Source organism: Anaerococcus groningensis (assembly GCF_046365465.1).
Taxonomy (GTDB): Bacteria; Bacillota; Clostridia; order Tissierellales; family Peptoniphilaceae; genus Anaerococcus; species Anaerococcus groningensis.
The window spans coordinates 11,653-34,352 of the sequence record NZ_JBGMEG010000008.1; the positions used below are offsets into that span (position 1 = coordinate 11,653).

At 31.5% G+C, this 22,700-nt stretch carries 23 protein-coding genes and 1 tRNA gene; 22 read left to right on the forward strand and 2 right to left on the reverse strand.

What is annotated here, in order from left to right; genetic code table 11:
• Nucleotides 1–127: 127 nt before the first annotated feature.
• Genes AB9Q04_RS05060 through AB9Q04_RS05070 form a run of 3 tightly spaced genes read left to right on the forward strand, consistent with a single transcriptional unit; the run spans nt 128 to nt 3,787 of the window.
• Nucleotides 128–1,960, forward strand: a complete 1,833-nt coding sequence (locus AB9Q04_RS05060) for an NlpC/P60 family protein (protein ID WP_410024285.1) — start codon at nt 128–130, stop codon at nt 1,958–1,960.
• 45 nt (nt 1,961–2,005) lie between these two features.
• Entirely contained in the window at nt 2,006–2,791 is a 786-nt protein-coding gene (locus AB9Q04_RS05065) for a tetrahydrofolate dehydrogenase/cyclohydrolase catalytic domain-containing protein (protein WP_410024286.1), read from the forward strand.
• A gap of 9 nt (nt 2,792–2,800) precedes the next feature.
• The gene (locus AB9Q04_RS05070) at nt 2,801–3,787 is read left to right on the forward strand and encodes a lipid II:glycine glycyltransferase FemX (RefSeq protein WP_410024287.1); all 987 of its coding nucleotides are present in this window, start codon (nt 2,801–2,803) and stop codon (nt 3,785–3,787) included.
• Between the two features lie 32 nt (nt 3,788–3,819).
• Here AB9Q04_RS05070 and tpx read toward each other — a convergent pair whose 3' ends face one another.
• Nucleotides 3,820–4,341, reverse strand: coding sequence for a thiol peroxidase (gene tpx / locus AB9Q04_RS05075; RefSeq protein ID WP_410024288.1), 522 nt, complete (start codon nt 4,339–4,341; stop codon nt 3,820–3,822).
• Between the two features lie 126 nt (nt 4,342–4,467).
• Between tpx and AB9Q04_RS05080 the strand changes: the two genes are divergently transcribed.
• The 6 genes from AB9Q04_RS05080 to AB9Q04_RS05105 all read left to right on the forward strand — a co-directional run bounded on the left by AB9Q04_RS05080 (nt 4,468) and on the right by AB9Q04_RS05105 (nt 8,031).
• Complete coding sequence (locus tag AB9Q04_RS05080) at nt 4,468–5,124, forward strand: 50S ribosomal protein L25 (RefSeq protein WP_410024289.1); 657 nt, start codon at nt 4,468–4,470, stop codon at nt 5,122–5,124.
• Nucleotides 5,125–5,192: 68 nt separating this feature from the next.
• Entirely contained in the window at nt 5,193–5,816 is a 624-nt protein-coding gene (tmk, locus tag AB9Q04_RS05085; protein ID WP_410024333.1) for a dTMP kinase, read from the forward strand.
• Nucleotides 5,817–6,146: a cyclic-di-AMP receptor gene (locus AB9Q04_RS05090; protein ID WP_410024290.1), complete on the forward strand. Its 330-nt coding sequence runs from the start codon at nt 5,817–5,819 to the stop codon at nt 6,144–6,146.
• Nucleotides 6,143–6,928 carry a DNA polymerase III subunit delta gene (locus AB9Q04_RS05095; RefSeq protein ID WP_410024291.1) on the forward strand — a complete coding sequence of 262 codons (786 nt, stop codon included), beginning with the start codon at nt 6,143–6,145 and terminating at the stop codon, nt 6,926–6,928. Before AB9Q04_RS05090 ends, AB9Q04_RS05095 begins: the two co-directional genes overlap by 4 nt.
• Nucleotides 6,928–7,743, forward strand: a complete 816-nt coding sequence (locus AB9Q04_RS05100; protein ID WP_410024292.1) for a PSP1 domain-containing protein — start codon at nt 6,928–6,930, stop codon at nt 7,741–7,743. Before AB9Q04_RS05095 ends, AB9Q04_RS05100 begins: the two co-directional genes overlap by 1 nt.
• A gap of 114 nt (nt 7,744–7,857) precedes the next feature.
• Nucleotides 7,858–8,031 (forward strand): indolepyruvate ferredoxin oxidoreductase subunit alpha, encoded by a 174-nt coding sequence (locus tag AB9Q04_RS05105; RefSeq protein WP_262122347.1) that lies wholly within the window; start codon nt 7,858–7,860, stop codon nt 8,029–8,031.
• A 149-nt stretch (nt 8,032–8,180) separates the two neighbouring features.
• On the opposite strand, the gene AB9Q04_RS05110 is transcribed toward AB9Q04_RS05105, so the two are convergent.
• Nucleotides 8,181–8,256, reverse strand: a tRNA-Thr gene (locus AB9Q04_RS05110).
• Nucleotides 8,257–8,359: 103 nt separating this feature from the next.
• On the opposite strand from AB9Q04_RS05110, the gene AB9Q04_RS05115 reads away from it, so the two are divergent.
• The 13 genes from AB9Q04_RS05115 (at nt 8,360) to murA (ending at nt 22,697) form a co-directional block, all read left to right on the forward strand.
• Nucleotides 8,360–9,562 (forward strand): hypothetical protein, encoded by a 1,203-nt coding sequence (locus AB9Q04_RS05115; protein ID WP_410024293.1) that lies wholly within the window; start codon nt 8,360–8,362, stop codon nt 9,560–9,562.
• Between the two features lies 1 nt (nt 9,563).
• Nucleotides 9,564–10,337 (forward strand): TraX family protein, encoded by a 774-nt coding sequence (locus AB9Q04_RS05120; RefSeq protein WP_394011613.1) that lies wholly within the window; start codon nt 9,564–9,566, stop codon nt 10,335–10,337.
• A 7-nt stretch (nt 10,338–10,344) separates the two neighbouring features.
• Nucleotides 10,345–12,426, forward strand: a complete 2,082-nt coding sequence (locus AB9Q04_RS05125) for a Tex-like N-terminal domain-containing protein (RefSeq protein ID WP_410024294.1) — start codon at nt 10,345–10,347, stop codon at nt 12,424–12,426.
• Nucleotides 12,427–12,584: 158 nt separating this feature from the next.
• On the forward strand, nt 12,585–14,330 hold the full coding sequence (locus AB9Q04_RS05130) for a proline--tRNA ligase (protein WP_410024295.1): 1,746 nt from the start codon (nt 12,585–12,587) through the stop codon (nt 14,328–14,330).
• 15 nt (nt 14,331–14,345) lie between these two features.
• Nucleotides 14,346–15,212 carry a class II fructose-1,6-bisphosphate aldolase gene (gene fba, locus AB9Q04_RS05135; protein ID WP_394018054.1) on the forward strand — a complete coding sequence of 289 codons (867 nt, stop codon included), beginning with the start codon at nt 14,346–14,348 and terminating at the stop codon, nt 15,210–15,212.
• A gap of 62 nt (nt 15,213–15,274) precedes the next feature.
• On the forward strand, nt 15,275–16,579 hold the full coding sequence (rho, locus tag AB9Q04_RS05140) for a transcription termination factor Rho (protein ID WP_410024296.1): 1,305 nt from the start codon (nt 15,275–15,277) through the stop codon (nt 16,577–16,579).
• A 68-nt stretch (nt 16,580–16,647) separates the two neighbouring features.
• Complete coding sequence (rpmE, locus tag AB9Q04_RS05145) at nt 16,648–16,851, forward strand: 50S ribosomal protein L31 (protein WP_410024297.1); 204 nt, start codon at nt 16,648–16,650, stop codon at nt 16,849–16,851.
• Nucleotides 16,852–16,887: 36 nt separating this feature from the next.
• Entirely contained in the window at nt 16,888–17,682 is a 795-nt protein-coding gene (gene prmC / locus AB9Q04_RS05150) for a peptide chain release factor N(5)-glutamine methyltransferase (RefSeq protein ID WP_410024298.1), read from the forward strand.
• A gap of 2 nt (nt 17,683–17,684) precedes the next feature.
• Nucleotides 17,685–18,755 (forward strand): peptide chain release factor 1, encoded by a 1,071-nt coding sequence (prfA, locus tag AB9Q04_RS05155; protein ID WP_410024299.1) that lies wholly within the window; start codon nt 17,685–17,687, stop codon nt 18,753–18,755.
• 1 nt (nt 18,756) lies between these two features.
• Nucleotides 18,757–19,752: a cation diffusion facilitator family transporter gene (locus tag AB9Q04_RS05160; protein ID WP_410024300.1), complete on the forward strand. Its 996-nt coding sequence runs from the start codon at nt 18,757–18,759 to the stop codon at nt 19,750–19,752.
• Entirely contained in the window at nt 19,733–20,770 is a 1,038-nt protein-coding gene (locus AB9Q04_RS05165; protein WP_410024301.1) for an L-threonylcarbamoyladenylate synthase, read from the forward strand. Before AB9Q04_RS05160 ends, AB9Q04_RS05165 begins: the two co-directional genes overlap by 20 nt.
• An 8-nt stretch (nt 20,771–20,778) precedes the next feature.
• Nucleotides 20,779–21,411: a uracil phosphoribosyltransferase gene (gene upp, locus AB9Q04_RS05170; protein WP_410024302.1), complete on the forward strand. Its 633-nt coding sequence runs from the start codon at nt 20,779–20,781 to the stop codon at nt 21,409–21,411.
• Nucleotides 21,412–21,422: 11 nt separating this feature from the next.
• Nucleotides 21,423–22,697 (forward strand): UDP-N-acetylglucosamine 1-carboxyvinyltransferase, encoded by a 1,275-nt coding sequence (gene murA, locus AB9Q04_RS05175; protein WP_410024303.1) that lies wholly within the window; start codon nt 21,423–21,425, stop codon nt 22,695–22,697.
• Nucleotides 22,698–22,700: the final 3 nt, after the last annotated feature.

A 22,700-nucleotide genomic window follows, 5' to 3' on the forward strand; every position in this document is an offset into this window, starting at 1 on the left:
AATATTCCACTTAAAAGTGTAATTTTTTTGTAACTTTTTCTTGACACATTTGTTAAGTTAGTATAAAATTAACACAGATTTAATTTCAGGACTATTTAATACAGTAAAGAAGGGAATCTATTTACCAATGAATAAGAAGAAAATTGGAGCAGCTTTTTCTTTAGTTGCTGCAGTAACTGCAGGAGCTACAGCCTATGCTTCAACTATAAATAATTTAGAATCAGACAGAAATACTAACGCTATGTTTACACCAAACTATAGTGATAATACATATGATTACAACTTAGTAAAATCAGATTATACAAATGATCTAAAAAATACTGCTATTGCAAACGAAACACGAGTAGTACAAAATACAGCTGAAAAAGAAGAAGCTGTTGCAAAAGTAGAAGAAAATGCAAAAGAGATACTTAAAACTTCTGTAATCAATGTTGTTGCTAAAGAATCTGTAGAAGAAGAATCTCAAGATGTTAGAGCAGATGAAGAAACAGAATCAGAAGAAACAACAGAAGTAGCTGATGAAGAATTAAACACTTCTGATGATGAAGTTATTTTATACGATGACTCTAATTTACCAGAAGTTGATGAAGAAAATACTGAACTTGCAAGCACTGAAAAAACAGAGGAAGAGCAAACAAGTGAGGAAGTAGTAGATGATCAAGGCGATGAAGTTTTAGCCTATGATGATACCAAGCTAGATGAAGCTTTATCTGACCAAAATGAAGAAGATTTAGAAGTAGCTGAAGCTGACGATGAAGTAGTAAATTACCTTGATAATAATGCTGAAGAAGTAGAAACAGAAGAAAAAGAAGAATCTAACCAAGTGGTTAGTAAATTTGTCAATGTAGAAGCTCTATATATCAGATCTTCAAAATCAATGGATGATAACACAAATGCTATAAGAACTCTAGCAGCTGGAGATAAGGTAGAAGGTGTTATTGAAGGGGATTGGTTAAAAATAGAAGAAGGATATCTAAACTTAAAATATCTTTCAAATGAGTATCCTCAAAATTTAGTTGACACTATCCAAGCAAGAAAAGCTGCTGAAGCTAAAAAAGAGGAAGAAGCAAAAATTGCTCAACAAGTCCAAGCCAAAAAAGAAGAAGAAGCTAAAGCCGCTCAACAAGAACAAATCAAAAAGGAAGAAGAGGCTAAAGCTACTCAACAAAAAGAAGTGAAAGAAGAAAAACAAGAGACTCCAGCAAAATATGGAACTCCATTTAGTGGATGGGTTCATAATACAGCCGTAATTAATGTAAGAGATAAGGCTAAAACAGGAAATATCATCGGTACTTTAGCAAAGGGTGCAATAGTAGAAGGTGAAATAGCTGATGGTTGGGTTAGAATAAATTACAATGGAAAAACAGCTTTCGTTTCTTCATATTATCTAACAACTCAAGCTGCTCAAGAAGCTGAAAAACAAGCTTTAGAAAATGCAAAAGCTCAACAACAAGCACAACAAGCACCTGTAGTTGAAGAAAATAAAGAGACATCAGCTGAGGCTCAAAAAGCACAACAAACCGTGGTTGAAGAAGTAGTTGATGAAGAAGAGATAGTAGCAGAACAAACAGCTGCACCAGTAGTAAATCAAAATGGTCAACAAGCTGCAAATATAGCAAGTAGATTTGCGGGTAGCCCATATGTATGGGGTGCATCAGATCCTTCAGTAGGTTTTGACTGCTCTGGTTTAGTAACTTATGCTTACAGACAACTAGGAGTAAGCTTACCTCACTCATCACAAGCACAATTTAATAACGGTTATGCTGTTGGTATTAATAACTTACAACCTGGGGACTTAGTATTCTTCTCAAATCACAGCAGTATAGATCACGTTGGAATAGTTACAAGTTCTGATGGTACATTTATCCACGCATCAACACCAAAATCAGGTGTAAAATACGATAATGTATATAGCAATTACTATCAAAAAGTATTTGCTGGTGCTAGAAGAATATTCTAATTAATAGAGATACGCCCAAATGGGCGTTTTTTTATTGGAGTAACTATGAAAATACTTGATACAAAAAATGATAAAAAATATTTAATTGACAAACTAAAAAATAATAAAATTCAAAATAAAATTTTATTATTAACCCATAACCCTAGTGATGAAGAACTATCTTATAAAAACTTTATTATCAAAAGATGTGAAGAATTTGATATAAGCTATATTGACCATGAGTTTGATGAAAATGTATCAGCCAGTGAAATGGTTAAATATATTAATAGCTTTAATGAAGATGATGGTTTTATAATATTTTTACCTTTTGGTGACTTTGAGGATATGGAATATTTGCGCAAAAATATCAATATAAAAGACCTAGATGGGTTTACTTATAAATCAATGGGCAGATCTACAAGCGGGCAAATAGATTATCTACCAGCTACACCCAAAGCTGTAGCAAAATTTTTATTAAATAATTACGATTTGAAGTCAAAGAATATAGTTATTGCTAACAATACAAATTTAATTGGCCTACCTTTAGCAACTTTTTTATCCAAAAATCATGCTACTGTTACTATTTTAAATCAGCATACTACTGATGATAAAGAATTTATAAAAAATAGTGATATATTTATTTCCGCCATAGGTAAGGGGAATTATTATGACAAAAGTTACTTTAAAGATGGACAGGTTATAATAGATGTTGGAACTTCTTATGTAAATGGTAAGATAATAGGTGATGTCGATTTTAATGATTTAAAAGATTTAGACTTAGAAATATTAACAAGTAAAAATGGAATAGGGTCAATAACTACATTGACCCTTTTAGAAAGTTTGATAGAGTAGGGAGAGGCAATGCCATTAGTAGAAACTAAGGAAGAGTTAGAAAAATATAAAGAATTTGTAAGAAATTGTGAATATGCAAGACCAATGCAGGACCCAGCGTGGGCTGATGTTAAGGAAAATTGGTCTAGTGACTATATTTATATAGAAGAAAATAAGCAAATTATAGGGGCTATGAGTGTAATTGGAATTAAAAATCCTAATGGAAAATATTTTCTATATGCTCCACGTGGGCCAGTTTGTGATTTTAAAAACTATGAGCTTGTAGATGCTTTGATAAAAGAAGCAGATGTATTAAAAGAAAAATACGATGCTTTTTTACTAAGGATGGACCCAGAAGTAAAATTTGATGAAAAAGCTATATATGAATACGAAAAAAGGGGCTATGATTTTAGAACCTATGGTACTGATCCCCATTCATTTACCCAGCCAAGATATAATATGATTTTACCTATCTCAGGGATGAGTGAAGATGAATTGTTTGAAAGTTTTTCATCAGCTACCCGTAGAAATATTAGAAAATCATATAGAAATGATATAAAAACGGTAGAAGAAACTAATGATAAAATCCTAGACCAATTTTATAATTTGACCAAAATAATGGCTGAAAGACAAGAAATAGGTCATAGACCAAAAGAATATTTTAAAAGATTATTAGAGTATATGAATGGGAAGATTTTTACTTCTTACTATGAAGATGAGGCCTTATCTGCTTCACTTCTAGTTCCATACGGTAATAAAGTTTATTATCTATATGCAGCTAGTTCAAATGAAAAAAGAAATAAGATGCCAAACTTTAATATGATTTGGGAAGAAATTAAATGGTCACGTGAAAATGGCTATGAGTACTTTGACTTCGGTGGTACATTTTCATTAGACTCCAAAGATGGTTTATATCGTTTTAAGGAAGGATTTTGTTATCCAGATAGATATACAAACTTTATTGGAGAACTAGATGTTGTCTATGATAGAGAAAAATACGAAGAATTTTTAAAATAAGAAAAACCCTTAGGATTTAAAATCTTAAGGGTTTATTTTTCGTTTGTAAGACTTAATGCAACTTCCAAAGCCTTCTCAACATTAGGTAATTCTGTATTGTGATCCAAATACTCTACATGTCTTATAACATTTTTTTTATCCACAACAAACATAGCCCTATTTACAAGTTTTAATTCATTTATAAATAGAGAATATTCTTTGGCAAAGTCTTGGTAAAGATAATCAGAAACAAATACTAAGGTTGATATTTCTTTATCCTTTATAAAGCGTTTTTGAGCAAAAGGCAAATCGTTTGAAACTGTAACTACTGATAAGTCTTTTGGAAAATTCTCCTCATTTTTAGATAGCAAGAATGTCTGTAGTTCACAAACAGATGTATCTACAGAAGGAACGGCAGATATAATTTTTACCTTACCCTCTTCATTTTTATAAAAATCATAGTCTGATAAGTCTTCTAATTTAGCTTTAAAATTTGGAGCGGTGTCATTTACCTTTAGCTTATCACCATTAACTGTTAATTCAAGTTGTCCAAATTTTACAACTCTATTTGTCATATTATTCTCCTTACATTACAGAACATGTTATTTATCTATTTTATATCTTATTATAAAAACTAATCATTGTAAAGCGTGAGATTTTAGGGTATAATTAGTCAGTATGAAAATATAAAAGGAGGGAATATGGCAGACTTAGTATTAAATGCAAATAACAGAGAAGTTACTGGAAAAAACAAAGTTAATAAATTAAGAGCTGAAGATTTAATTCCAGCTGTTGTTTATGCCAAAGGTGAAGATAATCTTAATGTTCAAGTTACATCAAGAGACTTCGATAAAATTTTAAGACAAGCTGGTACATCTACAATCATTACTTTAGATGTTGATGGAGAAAATAAAGATGTACTTATTAAAGACTACCAAACACATCCATACAAAAATCAATTTTTACACGTTGATTTCCAAGCTATTAACCAAAATGAAGCAATTAGGGTTAATGTACCAATTGTACTATTAGGAAGAGATGATTTAAACATCGACTCAGCAGTATTAGTACAAAATATGGATAGCGTAGAAGTAGAATGTTTACCAAAATACATTCCACAAACAGCTGAAGTAGATATTACTGAAATTGAAATCGGTGATTCTAAAACTATCGCAGATCTTGATATCTTTGGAAATGAAAACATCACAATTCTTGCAGAAGAAGATGAAGTTATTTGCTCACTACAAGAAGCAACTGAAGAAGAACTTCCAGAAGATGAAGAAGCTGCTGATGTTGATGCTGCTGATGTACCAACTGTTGAAGAAACAGAAGGTGAAGAAGCTGACGACGCTGAGTAATAATAATTTAAAGGCCTTAGGGTCTTTTTTTATTGCCAGAAAGTAGCTATATTTGCTATAATAGATTTATGAATGGAAAGCTAATTGTTTTTGAAGGACCAGATGGATCTGGAAAAACTACGATATTAAAAAAAGTTAATGAAAAACTGACTGATGAGGGCTATAAGTTAACGCTTGTCAGAGAACCCGGCGGTACTGATATTTCTGAAAAGATTAGAGAAATTATTATCGACAATGATAATATAAATATGGCAGCAAAAACTGAAAGTTTACTTTTTGCAGCAAGTAGAGCCCAACTAGTAGAAGAAAAATTAAGACCAGCCCTAGCAAATGGTGAAATAATTTTATGTGATCGCTTTGTCCTAAGCTCCCTCTTATATCAAGGAGTAGGTCGTGGCTTAGGAATAGATGAAGTAAAGGCTATAAATGACTTTGCCATAGGTGATGTGAAACCAGACCTGACTATATTTTTTAATATAGATTACAAAACAGCTTTGGTTCGTAAAAGAGCAAATTTTTCAGCAGATAGGTTAGAAAATGAAGACTTTGACTTTCATAAAATAATTTTTGATGCCTACTTAGATATAGCTGATAGATATAATGATGACATAAAACAGGTAGATGCCACTCGTTCTATAGAGGAAGTTAGCACTGATGTTTTAAAACTTATAAAAGATTTATTGGAGGATTAGATGAAACTATTAATTTCGATTGTACAAGATGCAGATGTAAATTTCTTGATGGATTCCCTTACAGAAAGTGGCTACAGAGTTACTAGGTTATCTACAACAGGTGGATTTTTAAAAAAAGGTAATACAACCTTATTGATAGGTGTTGAAGAAGAAAAGTTAGATGATGTTTTATCTATTATTGAACACAACTGCAAAAGAAGAAATACCACTACAACAATCATTAACCCGTCAGCAGAAAGCTCGCTTTTATCAAATACAGTACCTGTAGATATTACCGTAGGTGGAGCAACAATATTTATTCTAGATGTAGACCAATACATTAGACTATGATAGATTTAGATACACAGATTAATGAAAATTCCCTTTCACATGCCTATATTTTCGAATCAGCCAATGAATCATATAACTTAGAATTTGCGAATGATTTTGCTAAAAAAGTATTTGAAAGTAAGGGCGTTTACATAGAAAATAATATAAACCCAGATTTATACATAATAGATAAGGGAAATGATATAATCGATATTGAAAGCGTAAGAGTTCTGCTAAAATATACAGCCCTAAAACCTTCTAATAATACAATAAAAATTTACATAGTTCACAATGCTCATAATATGAGGACAGAAGGTTTTAATGCTATGCTTAAGACTATAGAAGAGCTAAAAGATTACAATATAATAATCTTTACTACAAAAAATAAGGACTTACTCTTGCCTTCCATAAGGTCTAGGTGTCAGATTATTAGACTAAATGCTGATGAGATAAAAAGTGATATTGATTTAGATAGATTATCAGAAATCCTTGCTGAAACTTATAGGGGAAATATTAGCCAGTTTTACCAAAACAAGGCTTTTTTCGATAGCTATAAAAATGATAAGTCTTTGATGTTTGATGGGCTAATTGATATATTTGAAATGGTTGTAAAAGAAAAATATATGCCGGGGTTAGTAAATTCAAATTTAAACATAAAGAAATTAGCGGATATTAATCTAAGTCAGATAGAAGAAATAATTAACTTGATATACACTATTAAAATTGGTTTAAAGAATAATATTAACTATGATTTAGCTATAGAAGAGGTAATCTTTAGTGTATACAAGGGAGGGATAGGATAGTGAATGTAATAGGAGTTAGATTTAAAGAAACGGGTAAAATATATTACTTTAAAGCTAACGATGAAAAATATAACTACAAACAAAAAGTAATTGTAGAAACAGAAAATGGAATAGAACTTGGTGAAGTAGGTCTGGTTAATGTAGATAAAGAAAAAGAAAATTTTGACCAAGATTTAAGAGAAGTTATAAGACTTGCTACAGATGAAGATATGGATCAGCATTTTAAAAATGAATTAGATGCTAAAAATGCCCAAGAAATTTGCCAAGAAAAAGCCGATGAATATAATCTAAATATGAAGATAGTAGATTGTAATTACACTTTTGATAGGTCAAAACTTACTTTTTATTTTACTTCAGCTAAAAGAGTTGACTTTAGAGAATTAGTAAAAGACTTAGCCAGTACTTTTAAAAGCCGCATAGAACTAAGACAAATTGGTGTAAGAGATCATGCAAAACTTATAAAACATTATGGATCTTGTGGCCAAGAGTGTTGCTGCTCTAGATACTTAACAGAATTTGAGCCATTATCTATAAAATGTGCCAAAGATCAAAATATTAGCCTAGATCCATCTAAGATTTCTGGAGTGTGTGGTAGACTTATGTGTTGTCTAGCCTATGAAGAAGATCATTATTTAGAAGTAAAAAAAACTATGCCAAAATACGGGCAAACAGTTGCAACTGAAGACGGTGAGGGTGTAGTAATTGCGAATAATATGGTTCGTGAATGTTGTAAGGTAAGAATTCAAAAAGACGATGATGAAACTATAGAAAAACACTACAAGATATGTGACTTACATAAGACTAATAACAATTGATACTCATTATCATTTTGGATAATTATTTAAAATGATAAGCTAAAAGAATAATTATACTTGACAAAAATAAGGAACAATTGTACAATTTTAATATAAAATAAATAGGAGGTAATTATGGCATACGTAATAGACGAAAATACATGCATTAGCTGTGGAACATGTGCAGGAGAATGTCCAGTAGACGCAATCTCAGCTGGAGATGATGCATACGTAATCGACGCTGATACTTGCATTGATTGTGGAACATGTGCTTCTGTTTGTCCAGTAGACGCAATCGATCCAGAATAAAAATAATACATACAACTTAGACATATTATTATAAATAAAAGATGTTAGCCTTAGCTAGCATCTTTTTTATTTTATAGAATAAAAATAATTATAGACTGATTAGCTTCATAATAAAAAACCCTTGCAAAGTATACTTGCAAGGGATAAGTTGGAGCTTCAAACAGGAGTTGAACCTGCAACCTACGGTTTACGATACCGTTGCTCTGCCAATTGAGCTATTGAAGCGAATTATAAATAAACTATACTTATAATTTCTGAATAGACAATTGAAATAATTAAAAGCTTTGGCAAAAGAATCATATTTGATATAATTAGGTAGGAGTTTATTATGGATTTTTCATTTATTTTAAGACAACTACAAACAATTCTAATGAGTAACAGGCTAGCTTTGTTACCCCTAATTTTTATATTATTGAATTTTCTTATTTTTATTATATCTAGGACTTTTAGAAAAACAGGACTATTTGTTTTGGCCCTAGCCTTTGGAATCGATTATGCAATCAAATCTATTCCTTATGATATATATTATAATTTCCCACAGGTTTATAATTTTGTTACCATACTTTACATAGTGGGTTTTATAATATTTTTCTTAAAGATATTTAAGATACTAATAAGAATGAGCAATTTAGGAATATCTACATCTAAAAAAAGCGATAGTAAGGTGGGTAATTTTTTCAGATACACAGGTATCCTTCCTTTTTTAATTATGCTATTTTTAAATTTAGTTCATTTAGATTGGATAGTAGATGGAAAAATTATTAGGATTCTAACATCTATTACTTTTATCTATATGCTCGTTAAAACAATATATTCTACTTATAAGTACCTTAGCACTAAAGAAAGTATTATCTTAGGGGATAAGATGGACTTTAAAGAGATAAAAGATTATTTAAGTTCAGATGAAAGCAAAAAAAGTTATCATAACTCTAAAAACCAGGGCAGGAGAACTAGAAAAACTTTAGAAAAAAAAGTGGATCCAAAAGAAACCACTGAAACTATAAAAATTGACAAAAAAGATATAGAAGAAAAAATAAGTGTGGCAAATATTGAATCTGATAAGAAAAAAAATGAAAAAATCGGACATGGTGAATACGATAAAGAAGCTTCTCATTCTCTTTCAAATACTGATCTTTTAAAACTTGTTAGTAGCGATTTTTCTAATAATCACAATCAAACAACTATGATAATCATTAGCTTGAAATCAGGCGAAAAAATATCTTACACAAGTTCTAGGCCTATTCTTAAAATCCAAGAAAATAATGAATATAAGATTGACTTAGAATTTGAAAATGTAAACGAATATGACTATGGTCGATTTATAGATATTTTGCTTATGTACTCAAAAGCTAAAGACTCGTATAAGTTTGAGTTAATAGTAAGCCCTAATCAAAATCCATCCAGCAAGGTTGTCTTTTTTGATCCATCAAATATATATGATATAGACGAAAAAGACTACGCCAATGTTGGTGGAAAAATTATTAGCATGAATTTTCCAAAATATAAAATAAACTTTATTACAGGAAATTAAAATGAATTTTTTAGAATACAAACCAAAAGAAGTGTATACGAAAGTTTGGTATAGGCAAAGATCATATTTAACAGGGGCACATTTAAAATATATTGCCATGTTTTTTATGCTCTTATCCCACTTAGCACAAACAGGATTTATATATGGTCTAGGTAATAAATATTACGTTCTAGCAGATATATTTGTTTTTCTAGGTAGGATATCAATGCCTATTTTTTGTTTTTTTACTGTTCAAGCAGTTATTTATACCAAGGATTTTAGAAAATATATGCTAAGGATGTTTATATTTTCCCTAATATCAGAAATTCCATTTGACTTAGCACTTTATGGGACGCCTTTTTATTGGGAAAGTCAAAATGTTATTTTTACACTATTAATGGGGGCTATTACAGTATATGGGATAGACTACTTAAGAAAGAGTAATTATAATGTTGTAATTAAGGTCCTAGCTGGTTTATTAATTATAATATTAGCCAGAAATCTTTCTTTAATTATGAGGACTGATTATAACGTAAATGGGATAGTTGCTATAGTACTTTTATATTTGGCAAAGGATAATAAACTTCTAACCGCACTAGCTTTATTAATAGCTTTTTATTTTGAATTTAGAGTATTTGGATATGCTATACCTATTAGCTATGGTTTTGTTTATTTATCAATCCCGTTAATTATGCTCTATAATGGACAAAAAGGAAAACAAAACAAATGGGCTTTTTATATTTTTTATCCAGCCCATCTTTTACTTATTTACTTACTGAAACTTTTAATTTTATAAGGATATTATGAACATTACACAAATTTTATCAGAACAACTAAATATAAACGAGAAAAATATTTCTAATGTAATTGAACTTTTGGATGAAGGATCCACAGTTGCTTTTATCGCAAGATATAGAAAAGAAAAGACTGGCAACCTTACAGATGTTGATATTAGAGATATAGAAAAAAACTTAAATAAACTTAGAAATATAGAAAAAAGACAAGAAGAGATTATTAACTCACTAGAAAGTCAAGAAAAGCTTACAGATGAATTAAAAGAGCAAATCTTATCAGCAAATTCTCTAACTCTTTTAGAAGATATCTATGCTCCATTTAAGAAAAAAAGAAAAACAAGGGCTGATAAGGCGAAAGAAATGGGCCTTGAACCTTTATATAAATATTTAATGGCTGAAGCTAAAGATAGAGAAAATGCTCTAGAATTTGCAAAAGACTTTGTTAATAAAGATGTTGATAGTCCAGAACTTGCAATAGAAAAATCTTTGGATATCCTAGCAGAAGATATATCAAACAATATTGATGCTAGAAATATTATTAGACGAGATGGGATGATTAGGGCAAAGTTAATTGCAACTGAAAAGGATGATTCCGAAAGAACCTATGAAACCTATTATGATTTTAGTAAAAAACTCAAAGATATAAAATCTTACCAAATTTTGGCTATCAACAGGGCAGAAAGAGAAGGTGCTTTAAGTGTCAAATTAGAATTTTCAAATGCTTATAACAAAAAACTTATTGCCGATTTATATCAAGTAAATAATGATTTTCAAAAAGAACTGCTGGAGCTAGGTATTGATGATGCTTACAAAAGATTAATTTTACCTTCAATTACAACTGAACTTCGTAATTTCTTAACAGAATCAGCGGAAGATGAATCAATTAAAGTTTTTTCTAAAAACTTAAAACCATACTTTTTGCAAAGACCTATAAAAGGTAAAACTGTTATGGGTCTTGACCCTGGTTTTCGAACTGGTTGTAAGGTAGCTGTTGTGGATGGCAATGGTAAATATCTTGATCAAGCAGTAATTTACCCAGTAGAGCCTCATAAAAAGGAAAAAGAATCTATAAAAATATTAAATGATTTGATTGAAAAACATGATGTTAACTTAATTGCCCTAGGAAATGCTACAGCAAGTAGAGAAACAGAAATATTTGTAAATAAACTTATAGAGCAAAGTGATAGGGATCTGGCCTATGCAGTAGTTAATGAAGCTGGCGCTTCAGTTTATTCTGCATCTGCTCTAGGAGAAGAAGAGTTTCCAGATTTAGATGTAACAATCCGTGGGGCAGTTTCTATGGCAAGAAGACTTCAAGACCCTATGGCAGAACTTGTAAAAATTGAACCCAAACATATTGGAGTTGGCCAATACCAGCATGATTTAAATGAGAAAAAATTAGATGAAGAATTATCTAAGGTCGTAGAAGATGCAGTAAATGAAGTAGGAGTATCCATTAATAATGCTTCTTACAAGCTCCTTTCCTACGTTTCAGGTCTAAACTTAACCCTTGCTAAAAGAATAGAAGATAGTTTTAAAGAGGGGTCAATCATTTATAGAAAAGATTTAAAAAGTATAAAAGGATTGGGCGATAAAACTTATAAACTTGCTGCAGGATTTCTGAGATTTCCTGATTCACCAGAATTACTAGATAATACTGGAGTTCATCCGGAAAGCTATGCAATAGCTAAAAAACTTGCTAAATATGATTTAGATAAGATAGATATTAGCGAAGTGAGTAAAGATTTAGATGTAGGGGTTCCAACATTAGAAGATATAATAAAAGAACTTCAAAAACCAGGACGTGATCCTAGAGATGAGAATCCAGAAGTATTAACAAAATCTGAGATTATGACTATAGATGATATAAAAATTGGGGATGAGTTAAAGGGTAAAGTTAGAAATGTAACTGACTTTGGAGCCTTTGTTGATATAGGTGTAGGGACTGATGGGCTAGTTCATATATCAAAAATGAGTGATAAGTTCATAACTGATCCTAATGAAATTTTAAAAAATTCGGATATAATTAATGTTAAGGTTATCGATATTGATAAAGAAAAGTCAAGAATATCTTTATCGATGATAAACTAAAGGAGATTATATGGATAATCATAAGTCAAATTATATTAATGACAAAAAAGCAAACACAAAAACATATTATAATAAGTGCGTTGCTAAAGCCCCCGAATTCTAAATTTATATAATAATTAAATAGACTTAGCAACAAATTTTTATAATAGGAGATATGAATGAAATTAACAAATTACTATATGCCAACCCTAAGGGATGACCCAGCAGATGCCGAGGTAGTAAGTCATAAGCTACTTGTAAGAGGAGCATTTGTTAGAAAACAAGAAACAGGTATTTATTCTTACTTACCACTTGGTATGAAAGTTAAGAATAAAATTTATCAAATAGTTCGTGATGCTATGGAAGATTATGATTCTATCCAAGTTGAAACTTCTATGATTCAACCAAAAGAATTATGGGAAGCATCTGGTAGATGGCAAACATTTGGTCCAGAAATGCTTAAAATGACTGATAGACTTGGTCGTGATTACTGTTTTGGTCCAACAGCTGAGGAATATTTTGCGGATTTAGTAAAAAACGAATTGATTTCTTATAAACAGTTACCTTTAAATCTCTATCAAATCGTTGAAAAATTTAGAGATGAAAGAAGACCTAGAAATGGTATCATCAGAGCTCGTAGCTTTCTTATGAAAGATGCTTATTCATTTGATGAAGACTATGACCAATTACAAATTTCTTACCAAAAAATGTGGGATGCTTACATCCAAGCCTTTGATAATATGAGACTTGACTATAAAATCGTACAAGGTGATACTGGAGCCATGGGGGGTAGGGTTTCACACGAATTTATAGCTACAGCTGAAAATGGTGAAGGTATAATTTTTTATACTGATGAGTCAGATTATGCAGCAACAATTGAAAAAGCAGCCTTTATCAAAGAATATGAAACTGAAGAATTAAAAGATCTTGAACTAGTAGAAACAACTGATAAAACCACAATAAAAGAAGTTAGTGAATTCTTAGGCGTACCAGAAGAAAAACTAGTAAAAACTGTAGACTTAAAAGTAGAAGGCGAACCAGTTTTCGTATTTGTACCAGGTGATAGAGAACTTAATATGGCAAAACTTATTGCCTACCTACAAGTTCCAGAGCACGAAATTGAAATGATGGATGATGAAATGATCCTAAAATATACTGGAGCAGAACCAGGATATACTGGACCAAAAGGATTATTAAATGAACCAAGAGTTATTGTTGATAAATCAATTACTAAAATGACAAATACTGTTATAGGTGCAAATAAGAAAAACCACCACTACATCAATGCTACATTTGGTCGTGATTTTGAGGGAGAAGTTGCAGAAGATTTACTAACAGCTAAAGAAGGAGACATGGCTATAGATGGGTCTGGCAAATTAAAAGCTGCCCAAGGTATAGAAGTAGGAAATATATTCCAACTTGGTACAAAATATTCTGAATCTGTCGGTGCTTATTACTTAGATAAAGATGGTAAGCAACAGCCTATAGTTATGGGTTCTTATGGTATAGGTGTTAGCCGTTCCATCGCAGCTATTATTGAACAAAACCACGATGAAAAAGGTATCATTTGGCCAACAACAGTTGCACCTTTTGAAGCAATCATCACAACAATAAATACAAAAGATGAAGAACAACAAGCACTATCAGAAGAAATTTATGAAAAACTTCAAGAAAATGGTATAGATGTCTTATTAGATGATAGACAAGAAAGAGCTGGAGTTAAATTTAATGATAGAGACCTTATAGGAATTCCATATAGAATAACTGTAGGTAAGCAAGCAGCTGATAAAAAAGTTGAATACTCTACACGTCGTGAGGGTATAAATGAATCTGTAGATGTTAATGAAGCTATTAAAAAAGTTATTGAAAATGTCAAGTCAGATTTAGTTATGACTAGACATAAACCAGGAACTTACGAAGCTTAAAAGGAGAGAAAGAATATGTTAGTAAATGCAAAAGAAATGTTAGACAAAGCTTATGAAAATGGATATGCTATAGGTCACTTTAATACAAATAACCTAGAATGGACAAAAGCTATTCTTCAAGCTTGTGAAGAAAAACAAACAGCTGTAATCATAGCTTCATCTGAAGGTGCAGTAAAATACATGGGTGGTTTTAATACAGTAGCAGCTCTTGTAAAAACAATGCACGATGATTTAGGAATCACAGTACCAGTTGCTCTTCACTTAGACCATGGAACATATGAAGGGGCTAAAAAAGCAATTGAAGCTGGTTATACTTCTGTTATGTTTGATGGATCAAGTCTACCACTAGAAGAAAACTTAGAAAAAACTCGTGAAATTGTTGAGTTAGCTCACGCTAAAGGCATCTCTGTAGAAGGAGAAGTTGGCGGTATAGGTGGAGAAGAAGATGGTGTTACAAGCGCTGGAGAACTTGCAGATGTAGATGAATGTAAGCAACTAGCTTCTTGTGGACTTGACTTTATTGCAGCAGGTATTGGTAATATCCACGGTGTTTATCCAGCTGATTGGCAAGGATTAAACTTTGATAGATTAAAAGAAGTGTCAGATGCAGTAAATATGCCTATAGTTCTACACGGTGGTACAGGAATTCCAGAAGATCAAATCAAAAAAGCTATTGAACTTGGAGTTTCAAAAATAAATGTAAATACAGAATGTCAATTAGCATTTGCTAAAGCAACTAGAGAGTATGTTGAAGCTGGTAAAGACCTAGAAGGTAAAGGCTTTGACCCAAGAAAACTATTAGCACCAGGAACTGAAGCTATTAAAGAAATTATATATCAAAAACTTGATATGTTTGGTTCTGAAGGTTCTGCTAATAAATAATTACTAAAAAAGGGCCATTTTGGTTTAACCAATTGGTCCTTTAATTTTTTCACAGGATACATATGGAGAATTTAGAAGAAAAACTTGTAGCTGAACTTAGGGAAATAGCAAAAGATCTAGAAATTCCGTCGGTTACAAAATATAAAAAAGATGAATTAATTAAATTAATAGAAGAAAAAAGAAGAGAAAAAGAAGAAGAAGAAAAAGAAAAACAAGACAATGATCTTGGAGATAAGTTTGATTGTGAAGGTGTCCTAGAAATCCTTCCAGATGGTTTTGGATTTTTAAGATCTGATCTTTATGAGCAAGGCGATGATGATATTTATGTCCCACCTAAGCAGATTAAAATGTTTAGGCTAAAAACAGGTGACTATATAAAAGGTATTGCAAGAGAAAAACATGATAAGGATAAATTTGCTCCTTTAATCTTTGTTTCAGATGTAAATGGAATCAAGCCAGGTGAAGCCTTTAATAGATTATCTTTTGAAGACTTAACCCCTATTTATCCAAATCAAAGAATAAGGCTTCAAACAAATCGAGAAAACGTTCCTGGACGTATTATAGATATGATTGCACCTATTGGGCGCGGTCAGAGGGGACTTATTGTTTCTCAACCTAAAGCTGGTAAGACAACTCTGATAAAAAATATTGAACGTTCTATAGAAAAAAATTATGACGATGTTAAAATCTTTGTTCTTTTAATCGATGAAAGACCAGAAGAGGTTACTGACTTTATAAGATATGTAAATGAATATCGTGATCCTAATAATGATTATATGAGGACAGAGGTAGCATCATCCACCTTTGATATGCCTCCACAAAATCATATAGATATCGCAGAAATGATTTTAGAACGTGCAAAAAGATTTGTTGAGGATAAAAAAGATGTAGTTATCTTACTAGATTCTATTACAAGACTTGCCCGTGCATATAATATTATCACTCCTCAATCAGGTAGGACTCTGTCAGGGGGGTTAGATCCATTAGCCTTAGTTGGACCCAAACAATTTTTTGGAGCTGCTCGTAATGTAGAAGATGGTGGATCACTTACAATACTTGCTACTGCCTTAGTAGATACAGGTAGCCGTATGGATGATATGATTTTTGAAGAGTTTAAGGGAACAGGAAATATGGAAATACATCTTGATAGAAGACTATCAGATAGAAGAATATTCCCAGCTATAAACATAGAAAAATCATCTACAAGACGTGAAGAATTACTTTTAAGCAAAGATGAGCTGGAAGCCATATATAAAATTAGAAAATCAGATATGGATACAACTGAATCTATAGTTGAACTGATCGATTTAATTAAAAGAACACCAGATAATGAAAATTTAATGAAGCTTATAAATAATTCTTTATAAGTTGATATTAGTATTTCAAGATGGTATAATTTATTATGCTTATTGAATCAAGAAATAGAGGTGTTTAAATGAATAAAGAAATCCAACCAGAATATCACGAAGCAAAAGTAACATGTATTTCTTGTGGAAATGAATTCACAGTAGGATCTACTGCAGAAGAAATCAAAGTAGAAGTTTGCAACAATTGCCATCCTTTCTACTCAGGAAAACAAAGAAATGCTGAACGTGGTGGTAACGTTGAGAAATTTAACAGAAGATACGGTAGAAAATAATAAGGTTAGGCAACTAACCTTATTTTTGTGTAAATAATGAAAATAAAAGATATTTTAGCTAAGAATAATCCAGACTTAATAATTGCTCTTAGCTATTTAATTGATAAATCAAAATCATTTATATATTTAAACCAAGATTTCACTTTAAATGAAGAAACTAGTTATGATTTAAAAATAATAGAACAAAAGCTAGCAAAGGGTGAGCCTCTCCAATATGCTATAGGTCATTGGGATTTTTTTGGCTTGGATTTATTAGTAGATAAAAGAGCCCTAATACCTAGATTTGAGACAGAAATTTTAGTTGAGTATATATTAGATAGCCCTATAAATAAAAAATCTATACTAGATATAGGAACAGGAACAGGAGCTATTAGCCTAGCCTTAGCAAATAATTTGGATGAATCCAAAGTTATTGGGGTAGATATATCAGATAAGGCCTTATCTCTTGCAGATGAAAATAAAAAGAGATTAGCTTTAGATAATGTTAATTTTTTAAAAAGTGACTTATTTACTAATGTTAATGAAAAGTTTGACCTTGTAGTTTCAAATCCACCTTATATTAGTGAAGAAGATTATAAATCTTTAGATAAAAAATTATTTTACGAGCCAAAAACTGCCCTAGTAGGTGGTATAGATGGCCTAGATTTTTATAAAGACATTATAAAAGAAGCTTCGAATTATTTAAATGATGATGGCCACCTTATTTTTGAGATTGGATATGACCAAAAGGCAGCCATAAATGACCTGTTGATCAAATCTGATTTTAAAAATATAGATAATATAAAAGATTATAACGGCTTCGATAGAATTGTCGTGGCCCAGAAAGGATAAATATGTTTGAAAATTTAGATCATATTAGAGAAAATTATAAAGATTTGGAATTAAAACTTGCTGATCCTGAAATATTATCCGATATAGATAAGTATACAAAAATTTCTAGAGAGTATAACTCACTAAAACCAATTGTTGAAAAATACGAAGATATCTTACAAGCTCAAGCAACTATTGAAGAAAACCAAGAATTAATGAGCGAAACTAATGATAGTGAAATGCTTGATATGCTAAAAGAAGAAATTAGTGAGAATAAGAAAAATCTTGAAACCTACAATGAAGAGATGAGAATCTTACTTATACCTAAAGACCCTAACGATAGCAAAGACGTTATCGTAGAAATTCGTCCTGGTGCAGGTGGAGATGAAGCTGGACTTTTTGCTGGTGATCTTTATAGAATGTATAACATGTATGCTGATAAAGCAGGATTTAAAACAGAAGAAATAGATGTAGACAACCAAGGTGTTGGTGGTATTAAAGAAGCTACTTTTGTTGTAAAAGGCGAGGGAGCTTATTCAAAATTAAAATATGAATCAGGAGTACATAGAGTTCAACGTGTACCAGAAACTGAATCTGGCGGTAGAATTCACACCTCAACAGCAACAGTTGCGGTTTTACCAGAAGTTGATGATGTAGATATTCAAATAGATCCTAATGATGTTAGAGTTGATGTTTATAGATCAAGTGGTAACGGTGGTCAATCAGTAAATACAACTGACTCAGCGGTAAGATTGACTCACGAACCAACAGGTCTGGTTGTAACATGTCAAGATGAAAAAAGTCAGATAAAAAATAAAGAAAAAGCTATGAGGGTTTTAAGAGCTCGTCTTTATGAACTTGAAGAAGAAAAAAGAAATAAAGAGATAGCTGATAACAGAAAATCTCAGGTGGGTACTGGAGATAGAAGTGAGAGAATCAGAACTTATAACTTCCCACAAGGAAGGATTACTGATCATAGAATAAATAAAACTATCTACCAACTAGATGACTTTTTAAATGGTAATATAGAAGAGATGATAAACTCACTAATAGCTGAAGATCAAACTAGAAAGCTTGAACAAATAGGAGAATAACTTGTTTAACTTTTTAGCAAGTAAGTTTATAAAAAATTATAAGAATCATAGTAATCCAAGTGTCAGATTAAAATTAATATCACTATCTTCTATTATAGGAATAGTCATTAACCTTATTTTGGTTATATTTAAGCTACTTGTAGGTTATTCTACAAATTCATCAGCTATAATAAATGATGGTTTTAATAATTTATCTGATACTGTAGTTTCTATAATGGCCCTTGTAGGATCAAAAGTTAGCCAAAAACCAGCTGATAAAGATCACCCATATGGCCATGGGCGTAGTGAAAGTTTGATATCACTTTTAGTTGGAATATTAATTATGTATGTGGGGGCGCAATTATTTATAAATGCCCTTCAACATTATGCAAATGATAGTGTTACCGATTTTAGTACTATAGCAATTATTGTTCTTTCCTTTAGTATTCTTACTAAAGTTTACATTTATTTTTTAAATAAGAAACTATATAAAGATTTAGATTCTGACTTAAACTTTGGCGTAATGGCTGATGCTAGAAATGATATTCTTGCTACTTTAGGTATTATTATAGGTGCTTTGTTTGAAAAATACTTGGGAATAAAAGTAGATGCCATAATGGGAGCAATACTAGCTGTATTTGTATTTATGCCAGGTCTTGATTTATTTAAACAATCTGCAGCTTATCTTTTAGGAGAGCGAGTAGACCCTGAGATTGAAAAAAGAGTTGGCAATATAATACTAGCAAATGATTTTATAATAGGTTACCACAATTTACACCTTCATGAATATGGGAAGGGTAACTTAGATGGATCAGTTGATGTCGAAATTGCAGAAAATTTATCACTACTTGTAGCTCATAAAATTGTTACTGACATACAAAGAGAAATTAAAAAAGAAATTGGATTAGATCTTAGCATTCATATGGATCCAACATATTCACTAATAATGAACGAGAGGGTAGAAGCTGAGATAAAAAAAATAGAATTGCAGGCTAGGAATGATTACGAAGATTTTTAGTTTAGATAAAGACAATATTGATCAAAATATTCTAAACATAGCAGCAAACATAATAAATGAGGGAAACTTAGTTGCTTTTCCCACTGAAACCGTTTATGGACTCGGTGCAGATGGTCTAAATGAGGCTGCATGTCAGAAAATTTTTGCAGCAAAAGGCAGACCATCTGATAATCCATTAATTTTACATATTTCAAATCAAGATATGCTATATAATTTAGTAGATAGCATAAACGATGATGCTAAAAAATTAATTAAAACTTGCTGGCCAGGACCACTAACTTTGATTATGAAAAAAAAATCAGTAGTTCCTGATGCTGTTACTGCAGGACTTGATACTGTTGCTATAAGAATGCCAAGTGATAAAATTGCCTTAAATTTTATAACAAAAGCAAATACCCCTATAGCAGCACCCAGTGCTAATACATCGGGTAAACCATCTCCTACTAGAGCTAAGGATGTTTTTCAAGACTTAAATGGAAAAATACCTATGATTTTAGACGGTGGCTCTTGTAAGATAGGTATTGAGTCAACAGTAGTAGATTGTAGTGAGAAAAATCCTGTTATTTTAAGACCAGGATATTATACCTATGAATATTTAAAAGAAATCATACCATCAATTACCCTAGATGATGCATTGGTAAATGATGGTAAAATACCAAAATCTCCAGGTCAAAAGTATAAACATTACTCTCCAAATGCAAAAATGAAAGTATATATAGGAGATAACGCTTCTAAGAAAATCTTAGACCAAGCTATGAAATATAAAAATCAAAATTATAAGGTGGGAATACTAACCTTTGATGATTCTATAGCATATTTTGATGACTTTAAAACTATATCTTTTGGTAATAGGGACAATCTTTCATATATGAGCCATGTCCTCTTTACGGCACTAAGAGAGATGGATAGTGTAGGAGTAGATATTATCCTAGCAGAAGGAGTTAATGATATCGACTTGGGTAAGAGTATAATGAATAGAATGAAAAAATCCGCATCTAATAATATATTTTATCTTTAGGAGGAATTATGCAAGAAAATGTAAATGTACTAAACCATCCAGTTATCAAACATAAAATCTCAATTTTAAGAGACGTTAGTACTGGGGCAACTGAGTTTAGATCAATTATAAAAGAACTTTCTATAATGTTAGCTTATGAGGCTACCAAAGATTTAGAATTGGAGCAATACGAATTAGAAACTCCAGTAGCTAAAACAACTGGTTATAGGATTTCAGGAAAAAAATTGGGCATAGTTCCTATTTTAAGAGCAGGCCTAGGCATGGTTGATGGAGTACTTGAGGTAATTCCTGCAGCTAAAATAGGTCATATAGGTATGTACCGAGATGAAGAAACTTTAATGCCTGTAGAATACTACTCAAAATTACCAAAAGATGTTGAAAGTAGAGATATATTAGTTGTTGACCCAATGCTTGCCACTGGTGGATCAGCTTGCGATGCTATTGGAAGATTAAAAGAAAAAGGATGCAAAGATATTAAATTGTTAAGCATAATTGCAGCTCCAGAGGGTGTTAAAAAGCTACAAGAAGAACACCCAGATGTTGAAATATTTATTGCACAATTAGATGATGGACTTAATGAAGATAGTTATATTGTACCAGGGCTGGGAGATGCTGGAGATAGACTATTTGGTACAAAATAAAGGGATTTTAAATGGATAAAAAAGAAATTTTAGTTATTAATGGTGGTGGGCCACTAGAAGGTGAAGTTACTATTTCAGGTGCAAAAAACTCTGCTTTGCCAATACTTGCAGCCTGCGTACTAGGAACTGAAGAAATAATATTAGATGGAGTTCCAGGACTTAAAGATGTTGAAATCATGATTGAGGTTTTAAGACATCTTGGCTCTAAAGTAGAGTATATTAGTGAAGACTCAGTAAGAATTGATTCATCAGGAATAAACACTTGCGAGACACCTTTTGAACTTATGGATAAGATGCGTGCATCTTTTGTCGTAATGGGACCTCTTTTATCAAGATTTAAAGAAGCCTATACAAAGGCTCCTGGTGGATGTAATATAGGAGCTCGTCCAATAGATTTACACTTAAAAGGATTTGAAGCACTAGGTGCTACAAACATCGTAAATGATGATGAGATTTCAATAAAAACTGATGGCAAATTAATAGGTAATGAAATCTACCTAGATTTCCCATCAGTAGGAGCTACACAAAATATTATGATGGCAGCTACCCTTGCAGAAGGTGAAACTATAATTGAAAATGCTGCAAAAGAACCAGAGATAGTTGATCTTGCGTCATTTTTATCAAAAATGGGTGCAAAAATTAAGGGAGCTGGTACATCTACAATCACTATTGAAGGTGTAGAAAAACTTACAGGAACTCGTCATACAATTATTCCAGATAGGATAGAAGCAGCAAGCTATATGATTGCTGCTGCAATGACAAAAGGAAATGTAACAATTAATAATGTAATAGGATCTCATATAAGACCTGTAATTGCAAAATTAATCGAAATGGGTGCAGAAGTAGATGAAATAGATGATGAAGATATCATTAAGGTAAAGGTTGATAAAAAATTAAAACCTACAAACATTCAAACCCTTCCATACCCAGGTTTCCCAACAGATGTTCAAGCACAATTTATGGCGCTTATGACAATTTGTGATGGAGAAAGTAAAATCCAAGAAACAGTTTTTGAAAATAGATTTATGCACGTAGAACAACTTAACAAAATGGGAGCAGCTATTGCTACAAGTGGTAATAAAGCGACTATTGCAGGGGTTGACCAACTTCATGGAGCAGATGTACGTGCAACAGATTTAAGAGCTGGTGCTGCATTAGTTATAGCAGCACTTACTGCAGAAGGTGAAACTAGAGTATCTGATATCTATCACATTGATAGAGGATATAGCAACCTAGTAGAAAAATTTACCAATCTTGGAGCTAATATCAAGAGAGTAGAAATATAATAA